Annotated in this window: 12 protein-coding genes; 11 read left to right on the top strand and 1 reads right to left on the bottom strand. The window is 57.6% G+C overall.

The annotated features are described in order from the left end of the window. The first annotated feature begins 17 nt into the window (after positions 1 to 17). The 3 genes from odhB to sucD all read left to right on the top strand — a co-directional run bounded on the left by odhB (position 18) and on the right by sucD (position 3393). The gene (gene odhB / locus ACUTQY_RS10735) at positions 18 to 1232 is read left to right on the top strand and encodes a 2-oxoglutarate dehydrogenase complex dihydrolipoyllysine-residue succinyltransferase (protein ID WP_033642197.1); all 1215 of its coding nucleotides are present in this window, start codon (positions 18 to 20) and stop codon (positions 1230 to 1232) included. 122 nt (positions 1233 to 1354) lie between these two features. After that, complete coding sequence (gene sucC / locus ACUTQY_RS10730; protein ID WP_015376978.1) at positions 1355 to 2521, top strand: ADP-forming succinate--CoA ligase subunit beta; 1167 nt, start codon at positions 1355 to 1357, stop codon at positions 2519 to 2521. Beyond that, on the top strand, positions 2521 to 3393 hold the full coding sequence (gene sucD / locus ACUTQY_RS10725) for a succinate--CoA ligase subunit alpha (protein WP_004939878.1): 873 nt from the start codon (positions 2521 to 2523) through the stop codon (positions 3391 to 3393). Before sucC ends, sucD begins: the two co-directional genes overlap by 1 nt. Positions 3394 to 3465: 72 nt before the next feature. On the opposite strand, the gene ACUTQY_RS10720 is transcribed toward sucD, so the two are convergent. Beyond that, on the bottom strand, positions 3466 to 5364 hold the full coding sequence (locus ACUTQY_RS10720; protein WP_445583298.1) for a bifunctional metallophosphatase/5'-nucleotidase: 1899 nt from the start codon (positions 5362 to 5364) through the stop codon (positions 3466 to 3468). A 684-nt stretch (positions 5365 to 6048) separates the two neighbouring features. Between ACUTQY_RS10720 and cydA the strand changes: the two genes are divergently transcribed. From cydA to tolA, 8 genes are all read left to right on the top strand, one after another. After that, the gene (gene cydA / locus ACUTQY_RS10715) at positions 6049 to 7617 is read left to right on the top strand and encodes a cytochrome ubiquinol oxidase subunit I (RefSeq protein WP_004939873.1); all 1569 of its coding nucleotides are present in this window, start codon (positions 6049 to 6051) and stop codon (positions 7615 to 7617) included. Between the two features lie 14 nt (positions 7618 to 7631). Next, complete coding sequence (gene cydB / locus ACUTQY_RS10710; RefSeq protein WP_015376980.1) at positions 7632 to 8771, top strand: cytochrome d ubiquinol oxidase subunit II; 1140 nt, start codon at positions 7632 to 7634, stop codon at positions 8769 to 8771. 17 nt (positions 8772 to 8788) lie between these two features. Then, complete coding sequence (gene cydX, locus ACUTQY_RS10705; RefSeq protein WP_004939868.1) at positions 8789 to 8902, top strand: cytochrome bd-I oxidase subunit CydX; 114 nt, start codon at positions 8789 to 8791, stop codon at positions 8900 to 8902. Then, a complete protein-coding gene (gene ybgE / locus ACUTQY_RS10700) occupies positions 8902 to 9198 on the top strand; it encodes a cyd operon protein YbgE (RefSeq protein WP_004939866.1) in 297 nt (98 codons plus the stop codon). The genes cydX and ybgE overlap by 1 nt, the downstream gene beginning before the upstream one ends. 130 nt (positions 9199 to 9328) lie before the next feature. Then, positions 9329 to 9733 carry a tol-pal system-associated acyl-CoA thioesterase gene (gene ybgC, locus ACUTQY_RS10695; RefSeq protein WP_004939863.1) on the top strand — a complete coding sequence of 135 codons (405 nt, stop codon included), beginning with the start codon at positions 9329 to 9331 and terminating at the stop codon, positions 9731 to 9733. Further along, positions 9730 to 10413: a Tol-Pal system protein TolQ gene (gene tolQ / locus ACUTQY_RS10690; protein WP_004939862.1), complete on the top strand. Its 684-nt coding sequence runs from the start codon at positions 9730 to 9732 to the stop codon at positions 10411 to 10413. The genes ybgC and tolQ overlap by 4 nt, the downstream gene beginning before the upstream one ends. Before the next feature lie 12 nt (positions 10414 to 10425). Further along, positions 10426 to 10854 (top strand): colicin uptake protein TolR, encoded by a 429-nt coding sequence (tolR, locus tag ACUTQY_RS10685; protein ID WP_004939859.1) that lies wholly within the window; start codon positions 10426 to 10428, stop codon positions 10852 to 10854. A gap of 81 nt (positions 10855 to 10935) precedes the next feature. Continuing rightward, the gene (gene tolA, locus ACUTQY_RS10680) at positions 10936 to 12162 is read left to right on the top strand and encodes a cell envelope integrity protein TolA (protein WP_046686581.1); all 1227 of its coding nucleotides are present in this window, start codon (positions 10936 to 10938) and stop codon (positions 12160 to 12162) included. Positions 12163 to 12290: the final 128 nt, after the last annotated feature.

Genomic DNA, 12290 nt, shown 5'->3' with positions numbered 1-12290 from the left:
ACTTAAGGGAAAGCTAAATGAGTAGCGTAGATATTCTGGTTCCTGACCTTCCTGAATCGGTTGCCGATGCGACCGTAGCCACCTGGCACAAGAAACCGGGCGACAGCGTTCAGCGTGACGAAGTCCTGGTTGAAATCGAAACCGACAAAGTGGTGTTGGAAGTGCCGGCCAGTGAAGCGGGTATTCTCGATGCTATCGTGGAAGAAGAGGGCGCGACCGTACTGTCTCGCCAGCTGCTCGGCCGCATCCGTCCGGGCGACAGCTCCGGCAAGCCGACCGCTGAGAAGAGCCAGGAGAAAGAAGCCACGCCTGCACAGCGCGCGACCGCGAGCCTGGAAGAAGAAAGCAATGACGCGCTCAGCCCGGCGATTCGCCGCCTGATTGCTGAACACGATCTCGATGCCGGCGCCATCAAAGGCACTGGCGTGGGTGGCCGCATTACGCGTGAAGACGTGGAAGCGCACCTGGCCAAAGGCGGCGCCGCTGCCAAACCAGCCGCCGCTGAAGCCGCGCCGCAGCCTGCTCTGGCCGGCCGCAGCGAAAAACGCGTGCCGATGACCCGCCTGCGCAAACGCGTCGCCGAGCGTCTGCTGGAAGCGAAAAACAGCACCGCGATGTTGACCACCTTCAACGAAATCAACATGCAGCCGATCATGGATCTGCGCAAGCAGTACGGCGAAGCCTTCGAGAAACGCCACGGCGTGCGTCTGGGCTTCATGTCCTTCTACATCAAGGCGGTGGTTGAAGCGCTGAAGCGTTTCCCGGAAGTGAACGCGTCGATCGACGGTTCCGACGTGGTTTACCACAACTACTTCGACATCAGCATCGCGGTTTCTACTCCGCGCGGCCTGGTGACGCCGGTACTGCGCGATGTGGACGCCATGAGCATGGCTGACATCGAGAAGAAAATCAAAGAGCTGGCCGTTAAGGGCCGCGACGGCAAACTGACCGTGGAAGAGCTGACCGGCGGTAACTTCACCATTACCAACGGCGGCGTATTCGGCTCCCTGATGTCCACCCCGATCATCAACCCGCCGCAGAGCGCCATCCTGGGCATGCACGCCATCAAAGATCGCCCAATGGCGGTCAATGGTCAGGTGGTGATCCAGCCGATGATGTATCTGGCGCTGTCTTATGACCACCGCCTGATCGACGGTAAAGAATCCGTCGGTTATCTGGTGACGGTCAAAGAGATGCTGGAAGATCCGGCTCGTCTGCTGCTGGACGTCTAGTAACCCTTGCCGGGCGCGGCATGCCGCGCCCGCACTCTGTGCTATGTGGCCGGAAAACCATGCGGTTTACCGCGTAATAATGGTCCGGCTAAAAACCTTCAGAACTGAATGGATAGAACATCATGAATTTACACGAATATCAGGCAAAACAGCTGTTTGCTCGGTATGGCATGCCGGCACCAACCGGTTACGCCTGTACCACTCCGCGTGAAGCAGAAGAAGCCGCATCCAAAATCGGCTCCGGCCCGTGGGTGGTGAAATGTCAGGTTCATGCTGGCGGCCGCGGTAAAGCGGGCGGCGTTAAAGTCGTCAACAGCAAAGAAGATATCCGTGCCTTCGCGGAAGCCTGGTTGGGCAAACGTCTGGTGACTTACCAGACTGACGCGCTGGGCCAGCCGGTTAACCAGATCCTGGTAGAAGCGGCGACCGACATCGATAAAGAGCTGTACCTGGGCGCCGTTGTAGACCGCGCGACCCGTCGCATCGTATTCATGGCGTCTACCGAAGGCGGCGTGGAAATCGAGAAAGTGGCGGAAGAAACCCCGGAACTGATCCACAAAATGACCATCGATCCGCTGGCGGGTCCACAGCCTTATCAGGGCCGTGAGCTGGCCTTCAAACTGGGCCTGACCGGCAAGCAAGTCAGCCAGTTCGCCAAGATCTTCATGGGTCTGGCGACGCTGTTCCTGGAGCGCGACCTGGCGATGGTTGAGATCAACCCGCTGGTGATCACCAAGCAGGGCGATCTGGTGTGCCTGGACGGCAAACTGGGCGCCGACGGCAACGCCCTGTTCCGTCAGCCTGAACTGCGTGAAATGCGTGACCCTTCGCAGGAAGACGAGCGTGAATCCCGTGCGGCTCAGTGGGAGCTGAACTACGTTGCCCTCGACGGCAACATCGGCTGCATGGTGAACGGCGCCGGTCTGGCGATGGGCACCATGGACATCGTTAAACTGCACGGCGGCGAACCGGCCAACTTCCTGGACGTTGGCGGCGGCGCGACCAAAGAGCGCGTGACCGAAGCGTTCAAAATCATCCTGTCCGACGACAAGGTGAAAGCGGTTCTGGTTAACATCTTCGGTGGTATCGTACGTTGCGATCTGATCGCCGACGGCATCATCGGCGCAGTGGCTGAAGTGGGCGTTAACGTCCCGGTCGTTGTGCGCCTGGAAGGGAACAATGCCGAACTGGGCGCCAAGAAACTGGCGGACAGCGGCCTGAATATCATTGCTGCGACCAGCCTGACTGATGCGGCTCAGCAAGTTGTTGCAGCAGTGGAGGGTAAATAATGTCCATCTTAATCGATAAAAACACCAAAGTAATTTGCCAGGGCTTCACCGGTAGCCAGGGGACTTTCCACTCCGAACAAGCTATCGCTTACGGCACCAAAATGGTTGGCGGCGTCACCCCGGGCAAAGGCGGCACTCAGCACCTGGGTCTGCCGGTGTTTAACACCGTGCGCGAAGCGGTTGAAGCGACCGGCGCGACGGCCTCTGTCATCTACGTTCCAGCGCCGTTCTGCAAAGACTCCATTCTGGAAGCGATCGATGCCGGCATCAAATTGATCATCACCATCACCGAAGGCATCCCGACTCTGGACATGCTGACCGTGAAAGTGAAACTGGACGAAGCCGGCGTGCGCATGATCGGGCCAAACTGCCCAGGCGTGATCACCCCGGGCGAGTGCAAAATCGGCATCATGCCTGGCCACATCCACCTGCCGGGCAAAGTGGGCATCGTTTCACGCTCCGGTACCCTGACCTATGAAGCGGTGAAACAAACCACCGATGCCGGTCTGGGCCAGTCCACCTGCGTGGGCATCGGCGGCGACCCGATCCCGGGCTCCAACTTCATCGATATCCTGAAGATGTTCCAGCAGGATCCGCAGACCGAAGCGATCGTGATGATCGGTGAGATCGGCGGCAGCGCTGAAGAAGAAGCGGCAGCTTACATCAAAGAACACGTCACCAAACCGGTTGTCGGCTACATCGCCGGCGTAACCGCGCCGAAAGGCAAGCGTATGGGCCACGCGGGCGCCATCATCGCAGGCGGCAAGGGCACGGCGGACGAGAAGTTTGCTGCGCTGGAAGCGGCGGGCGTGAAAACCGTTCGCAGCCTGGCGGACATCGGCGACGCGGTAAAAGCGGTGCTGAAGCGCTAAGCATTGAGTACGAAATAACACTATCTCGACATGTTTGGCCACCCATTGGGTGGCCTTTTTTATGGGTGAAGATCAGAAATCGTTGAGCGCCTTGATCAGCGCGATCCGATCCTGCAGGCGGCGCTGCCGCACCGGATCCGCGGCGGTTTGCCACTGTTGCTCCAGCGAGGTGAGGGCGGTGCGGTAATCGTCGGCATTGTTGAACAGCGCGTCTTTGACGTTGATCGAGGCGACGTTGGTGTAGCGCCCGTCGTCGGTGGTCGGCACCTGGATAACGCCTTCATTGAGCAGCCGTTTGACGATCGCCCGCTGCGGTTCGTATCCTTCCATGCCAACCAGTTTCCAGCGCTGCGGCGGCACGCTCTGATACTGGCCGTGTTTCACTTCCGTCAGGTAGCGCAGAGTCAGGTTGCGAATGGTGCCTTCTTCTTCACCGTATTGCGCTTTGCTGTCGAACAGCACCGGGAAGGATTGCCCCTCCAGCGCGCCGCCCTTCTGCGTCAGATGGCCCATACGGTAACTGTTCATGCCCAGGCGGATCGGCATGTCATCGGTGACCGGCGTGCCGTCTGCCAGGCGCAGACTGACGATGCGTGAACCGGCCGGTTGACGCAGATCGATAGTGTAAGTGACGCCGTCGAAGAAATCGTTGGTGGAATATTTGGACGAGCGCCGCGCCGGGTTAAAGCTGTAGGTGACGTCGCCCGGCTGCAGCTGATTGAAATAATCGGCAGACCACTCCATGTAGCGTTTAAGCGCTTTGCCGTTGAGCTGATAAACGGTGATCTCGCCGCCGGCGTATTGGTAGTTAAAGGCGATATCCTTGGCCTTGATGTCGCCGACATCCAGTTTGGCGCGATCGTTGTCGATCTGCAGGGCGATCACCTGCGCCAGCGGTGCATAGTGACGGGCGGCCTGCTGAAATAACTCACTGATGCCGGTATCCTGAACGTGTACCTGAGGAATGCCGCGGAACTCGTCGGCAGGCACCAGATCGCTGCCGCTCAGCTTCGCCACGACTCGGTTGGCGTTGGCGCGCAAAATGTCATGATACGGCTGGTAGAGAGCCTGCATGGCGCTGTCCGGCGCCAGCCCCTTGATGGAATAGGTGTAGCTGTTTTTGTCGATCAGCGTGAATTTGCCATCGCGGCGTTCAAATTGCAGGTCAATGCGTGACAGCGCGCGACCGTACTTATCCGGCTCCGTGATGATGACGCCGTTCACCACCGCTTTGTCGATTTTCACATGCATGTGGCCGGCGACGATCGCCGTCAGCTCCGGGTTGGCGTTGGCGATGTCCGCCACGCCGGTGCCGGGGCGCTGGTTCTCGTTGTCGATGCCCATATGCGCGACCAGCACGATCGCGTCGACCTGGCCGTCGATCTGCCTGATGACCTGTTTCACCGCCTGTACCGGATCGGTGAAGTTCAGCCCTTTGATGCGATCGGTGCCCTTGGCGAATTCCGCAGTCATCGGCGTGTCCATGCCGATGATGCCGATCTTCACGCCCTGGCGTTCGAGGATGGTATAGGCCGGCAGATAAGGTTTGCCGCTGTCCCAGACGATGTTGCCCGCCAGCGCCGCGCCTTTAAACTGTTTGAGCGGCGTGGCCAGCGCCGGCAGACCGAAGTCGAATTCGTGGTTGCCCATCACCCAAACGTCGTAGTCAAGCGCGTTGAGGCCCAGCATCATCGGGCTGACGGCCTCCTGTTTGAAGGTTTCGACGAAGTTGCCCTGGATGGTGTCGCCGGCGTCCACCAGAATCAGGTTGGGCTGTTCGGCGCGCACCTTTTTGACCTGGGTGGCTATCTGGCTCAGGCTGCCCGCCAGGTTTTCCGTGTCGCTGGCGTAGTCCCAGGGCACGAAAGTGCCGTGCAGATCGGAGGTGCCCAACAGGGTGATATTTACCGTTTCGGCGGCCATGGCGTTTCCCGAGAGTCCCAAGACAGAGGCAAAGATGATTTTTTTCATAAGTTATTGTCACTCAATGCAATTTTAACATAAGTGGTCATTTTGCTACAAAATCGCAACCTTTACGATCCCATTGCGAGAAATAGACTAATATTGGAGAGAGATTTGTTGTTTTGTGACTGCTATCACTGTCACGGCTTATTGGAAATAAAAGGTTAATTATGTCGCATAATAAGTTCGTAATAATACAATGGCGGCTCTTTTGAATTACATTTATTTAACACAAAAATATCATTAAAAAACAATTAAACCATTGCGCAACATGACCCTAAGAAAATTATGCGAAATGTGCTGATGAATATGGAAATAATATGCGGATAGGCTTAAATTGTCTCAGATCAAATTAGGCCGAAGTACCTCTTTCGGCTAAGATTTGACCTGTAACCAAAAGTCCAACCCACGTCACGTAAAAACCTATTTATTGTGTGGGATTGGGCGAGTATCATCCATGTTGTGATTATGGATGGTTGATCTTGTTGCATTTGTTACCCGTTGTCGGTTTTCAGTGGCGTGCTTGTCGACGGCCCGTGTGGGCTATTGGCCGAGTGTGCGGTTGAAAGCGGAGAAGCTGGATCAAATTTGTTGTGTTTAAGGGCATTCACTGCGGGGCGTTACTGGCGGCTTTGAAAGAAGCGTGCCGATAACCGCGTGTCGGAGTCTTCCTGCGAGGAGCAAGGAGTCAAGATGTTTGATATTGTCGAACTGTCGCGCTTACAGTTTGCTTTAACGGCGATGTACCATTTCTTATTTGTCCCATTAACGCTCGGTATGGCGTTCTTGCTGGCAATTATGGAAACGGTATATGTCCTGTCTGGCAAACAAATCTATAAAGACATGACCAAATTCTGGGGAAAGTTATTTGCGATTAACTTTGCTCTGGGTGTGGCCACCGGTTTGACCATGGAGTTCCAGTTCGGGACTAACTGGTCATATTTCTCTCATTACGTCGGCGATATCTTCGGGGCCCCTCTGGCTATCGAAGGTCTGATGGCGTTCTTCCTTGAATCGACGCTGGTCGGCCTGTTCTTCTTCGGCTGGGATCGTCTGAGCAAGGTGCAGCACATGGCGGTAACCTGGTTCGTGGCCCTCGGCTCCAACCTGTCCGCGCTGTGGATCCTGGTCGCCAACGGCTGGATGCAGAACCCGATCGCGTCGGATTTCAACTTCGAAACCATGCGCATGGAGATGGTCAGCTTCTCCGAGTTGGTGCTTAACCCGGTTGCGCAGGTGAAATTCGTTCACACCGTGGCTGCAGGCTACACCACCGGCGCCATGTTCGTGCTGGGCATCAGCGCTTACTACCTGCTAAAGGGCCGCGACATCGCTTTCGCCAAACGCTCCTTCGCCATCGCCGCCAGCTTCGGCATGGCAGCGGTGCTGTCGGTGATCGTGCTGGGTGACGAATCCGGTTACGAAATGGGCGACGTACAGAAAACCAAACTGGCCGCCATCGAAGCGGAGTGGGATACCCAGCCGGCGCCGGCGTCCTTCACCCTGTTCGGCATCCCCGATCAGGACAAGATGGAAAACTCCTTCTCTATTCAGATCCCGTATGCGCTTGGCCTGATCGCCACGCGTTCCACCGACACTCAGGTCACCGGCCTGAAAGATCTGCTGGCGCAACATGAAGTGCGCATCCGCAACGGCATGAAAGCCTACCAGCTGCTGGAAGAGCTGCGCGGCGGCAATACCGATCCTGCGGTGCGTGCGGAATTCAACAAAACCAAGCAAGACCTGGGCTACGGCATGCTGCTGAAGCGTTATACCCCGAACGTCAGCGACGCGACGGAAGCGCAGATCCAGCAGGCGACCAAGGACTCCATTCCACGCGTGGCGCCGCTGTACTTCGCCTTCCGCATCATGGTGGCCTGTGGCGTGCTGATGCTGCTGATTATCGGTCTGTCATTCCTGAGCGTGGTGCGCGGCCGCATCGGCCAGAAAAAATGGCTGTTGCGTGCGGCGCTGTATGGCTTGCCGCTGCCGTGGATCGCGGTGGAAGCCGGCTGGTTCGTGGCGGAATACGGCCGTCAACCGTGGGCGATTGGTGAGGTGCTGCCGACCGCAGTCGCCAACTCTTCGCTGACCGCGGGCGACATTCTGTTCTCGATGGGGCTGATTTGCGGCTTGTACACCCTGTTCCTGGTGGCTGAAATGTACCTGATGTTCAAGTTTGCGCGTCTGGGTCCAAGCAGCCTGAAAACCGGCCGCTACCACTTTGAACAACCGACTGCCGCCGTGCAGGAAGCGCGCTAAACAGGAGTCCACGTATGTTTGACTATGAAGTACTGCGATTTATCTGGTGGGTGCTGGTTGGCGTACTGCTGATCGGCTTCGCCGTCACCGACGGTTTCGACATGGGCGTCGGCATCCTGGTGCGCATCATCGGTAAAACCGATACCGAGCGCCGGGTGATGATCAACTCCATCGCCCCTCACTGGGACGGTAACCAGGTGTGGCTGATCACCGCCGGCGGCGCGCTGTTCGCCGCCTGGCCGATGGTCTACGCAGCGGCCTTCTCGGGCTTCTACGTCGCCATGATCCTGGTGCTGGCGGCGTTGTTCTTCCGCCCGGTCGGTTTTGACTACCGTTCCAAGCTGGAGAGCAGCCGCTGGCGCAACATGTGGGACTGGGGCATCTTCATCGGTTCCTTCGTGCCTGCGTTGGTGTTCGGCGTGGCGTTCGGCAACCTGCTGCAGGGCGTGCCGTTCCATGTGGACGAGTACCTGCGTCTGTTCTACACCGGCAACTTCTTCCAACTGCTGAATCCGTTCGGTCTGTTGGCAGGCGTGGTCAGTCTGACCATGCTGGTCACTCAGGGCGCGACCTACCTGCAGATGCGCACCACCGGCGAGATCCACCTGCGGTCACGCGCCGCAGCGCAGATCGCGACGCTGATCATGGCGGTATGCTTCCTGCTGGCGGGTGTGTGGCTGGTTAAAGGCATCGACGGCTACGTGATCACTTCGGCGCTGGACACCATGGCGGAATCCAACCCGCTGCGTAAAGAAGTGGCGCATCAGGCCGGCGCATGGCTGATCAACTTCAACAAGTATCCGCTGCTGTGGGCCTTGCCTGCACTGGGCGTAGTGCTGCCGTTGTTCACAATCCTGTTCTCGCGTCTGGAGAAAGGCGCGCTGGCGTTCGTCACCTCGTCGCTGACCATCGCCTGCGTCATCCTCACTGCCGGGGTCACCATGTTCCCGTTCGTGATGCCGTCCAGCACCGTGCCTAACGTCAGCCTGACCATGTGGGACGCGACGTCGAGCCTGTTGACGCTGAAAGTGATGACCGTCGTGGCGGCGATCTTCGTGCCTATCGTTTTGGCGTACACCAGCTGGTCGTACTACAAAATGTTCGGTCGTCTCGACAAGAACTACATCGAAAACAACAAGCATTCGCTGTACTAAGGATAAGGAGCTAAACCATGTGGTATTTTGCCTGGATTCTCGGAACGCTTCTTGCCTGCGCCTTCGGCATCATCACGGCGCTGGCGCTTGAGCAGAGCGAAGCGACCAAAGCTCAGCAAGACGGTAAGTAATGAGCTCGTCCGTGATTGACAAGCTGTACGCTGTCACCGACAAGGGCCCGGTTCGGGCCCTTTCCCTGGTGCTGGCGTTGATTTTGGCGGGGTGCGTGTTCTGGGATCCGACGCGTTTCGCCGCCAAAACCAGCTCGCTGGAGATTTGGGAAGGGCTGTTGCTGATTTGGGCCGTATGCGCCGGAGTGATCCACGGCTTCGGATTCCGCCCGCAGCGCAGCGTCTGGCGCGCTTTTTTCGCGCCGCTTCCTGCAATTGTGATCTTGTGCGCAGGATTACTTTACGTTTCTTTATAATCTCCCCGATGTCCCCACGTTATGGGCCCTCACGGCCCATAATTATTTTCATTCCCATCTTGTAACCCATTCCCAACCCGATCTGTCTTGCGTATAGTAGCAGCGTTAAATTGCATTGCTGGGAAGTAGAGTGAGTAATACGTTGTTTCGATGGCCGGTTCGCGTTTACTACGAGGATACCGATGCCAGTGGTGTGGTCTATCACGCCCGCTACGTCGCCTTTTTTGAAAGAGCGCGCACAGAGATGCTGCGTCAGCACAACTTTCATCAACAGCAGCTGCTCAGTGAACAAGTCGCTTTTGTCGTCCGGCGCATGACGGTGGATTATCTGGCTCCGGCTCGTCTCGACGAGCAACTGGAGGTCCAGAGTGAAATCACCTCTCTGCGCGGGGCTTCTCTCACGTTTGCTCAACGCATTGTCAATTCTGACGGGGCCCTACTGAGCCAGGCAGATGTCCTGATTGCCTGTATTGATCCACACCAAATGAAGCCAAGAGCGCTTCCTAAGTCTATTGTCGCGGAGTTTAAGCAGTGACTGACATGAACATCCTAGATTTATTCTTGAAGGCGAGCCTGCTGGTTAAGCTTATCATGTTGATTTTGATATGCTTCTCGGTAGCCTCTTGGGCGATCATCATTCAGCGCACCCGCATCCTCAATGCGGCGACGCGTGACGCCGAAGCCTTTGAAGACAAATTCTGGTCCGGTATCGAGCTTTCCCGTCTGTACCAGGAAAGTCAGGCGCGTCGCGATAGCCTGACCGGTTCCGAGCAGATCTTCCATTCCGGCTTCAAAGAGTTCGCCCGCCTGCACCGCGCCAACAACCATGCGCCGGAGTCGGTGATCGAAGGAGCGTCGCGCGCGATGCGCATTTCGATGAACCGCGAGCTGGAAACGCTGGAAACCCATATTCCGTTCCTCGGCACCGTCGGTTCGATCAGCCCGTATATCGGCCTGTTCGGCACCGTGTGGGGGATCATGCACGCCTTTATCGCGCTGGGCGCGGTGAAGCAAGCCACGCTGCAGATGGTGGCGCCGGGTATCGCCGAAGCGCTGATCGCCACCGCGATCGGTCTGTTCGCCGCTATCCCGGCGGTAATGGCCTACAACCGTCTCAACCAGCGCGTCAACAAGCTTGAGCAGAATTACGACAACTTTATGGAAGAGTTCACCGCTATTCTGCATCGTCAGGCCTTCTCCAGCGACAGCAAATAAGTAGGAGGTAGCATGGCGAGAGTACGTGGACGTAGTCGGCGCGAGCTGAAGTCCGAAATTAACATCGTTCCGCTGCTCGACGTGTTGCTGGTGCTGCTGCTGATCTTTATGGCAACCGCGCCAATCATCACGCAGAGCGTGGAGGTTGACCTGCCGGACGCCACCGATTCCAAGACGGTGTCCAGCGATGACAATCCGCCGGTGATCCTCGAGGTTTCCGGCGTAGGTCAATACACCCTGGTGGTGGATCACAACCGTATGGAGCTGCTGCCGCCTGAACAAGTCGCGGCCGAAGCCAAGTCGCGTTTGGCGGCTAACCCGAAAACGGTCTTTTTGATCGGCGGTGCGAAGGAAGTCCCTTACGATGAGATTATCAAGGCATTGAATATTCTCCATCAGGCGGGCGTGGCTTCCGTGGGGCTGATGACCCAGCCGATCTGACCGTAAGGCCAACGGCAACCCGGTTCCTGCGCTGCGGCTCAGGAACCCCGTATAAGCAACACCAGTTTTTGGGAATCTATTTTGGTAAAGGCAACTGAGCAAAACGATAAGCTGAACCGCGCCGTTATTGTTTCGGTCGTTCTGCACTTCATATTGATTGCCCTGCTGATTTGGGGATCGCTGCAGGAAAAGGTCGACATGGGCGCCGGCGGTGGCGGTGATGGTACCGTGGTGGGCGCGGTGATGGTCGATCCCGGCGCGGTGGTGGAGCAGTACAACCGCCAGCAGCAGCAGAGCAACGATGCGCAGCGTGCCGAGAAGCAGCGCCAGAAAAAAGCGGAGCAACAGGCCGAAGAGCTTCAGCAGAAGCAGGCGGAGCAACAGCAGCGCCTGAAAGAGCTGGAGAAAGAGCGTTTGGCGGCGCAGGAGAAAGCCGCGCAGAACGCCAAGGCGCAGGCTGAGCAACAGCAGAAGGCGGCGGAGCAGCAGAAACAGGCCGCCGAGCAGCAAAAAGCGGCGGAAGCCGCCGCTGCGAAGGCCCAAGAGCAACAGAAGGTCGCCGAAGCCGCCGCCGCCAAGGCGAAGGCCGAAGCGGACAAGGTCGCCAAGGCGCAGGCGGACGCGCAGAAGAAAGCCGAAGCGGAAGCCAAGAAAGAAGCGGCCGCTGCCGCCGCCGCCAAGAAACAGGCGGAAGAGGCGAAGAAAGCCGCCGCCGCCGCGGCAGAAAAGAAAGCTGCAGAGGCCGCGGAGAAGAAAGCGGCTGCTGAAGCCGAGAAAAAAGCCGCAGCGGAAGCCGAGAAGAAGGCTGCTGCCGAGGCAGAGAAGAAAGCGGCGGCCGAGAAAGCCGCTGCCGCCAAAAAAGCCGCTGCGGACGCCAAGAAGAAGGCCGCCGCCGAGGCTGCGAAACAATCGGAGGAAGTTAGCGATCTGTTTGGCGGCCTGGCGGATGGCAAGAACGCGCCGAAAGGCGGCGGTGCCAAATCGAAGGGCGACGGTAAACCGGCCGGGCAGGGCAATGCCAAGACGGCTGGCGCCAGCGGGGCGGATATCAGCGGTTATATGGGGCAGATTCAAGGGGCGATTCAGAGCAAGTTCTATGACGCCAGTTCGTTCGCCGGCAAAACCTGCGACCTGCGTATCAAGCTGGCGCCGGACGGCCTGCTGATAAGCGTACAAGCAGCGGGGGGCGATCCTGCTCTGTGTCAAGCTGCGGTGTCTGCCGCCAAGTTGGCGCATATACCGAAGCCGCCGAGCGATGCCGTTTATCAGCACTTTAAGAATTCTATACTTGAATTCAAGCCGCAATAACGGTTGATTGAGTGAGTGTTATCACAGGGATGTACTAAGGTAACCAACAGGGATTATGTAGTTTTACGTAAGTTGGTTTGTTAAAATTCTGCTAATTTATCGCAGGCATCCCGCCTGGATAAGGGAGA

This window comes from Serratia sp. TSA_130.1 (assembly GCF_052691795.1).
This window is presented reverse-complemented; position numbering and strand designations above follow the sequence as displayed.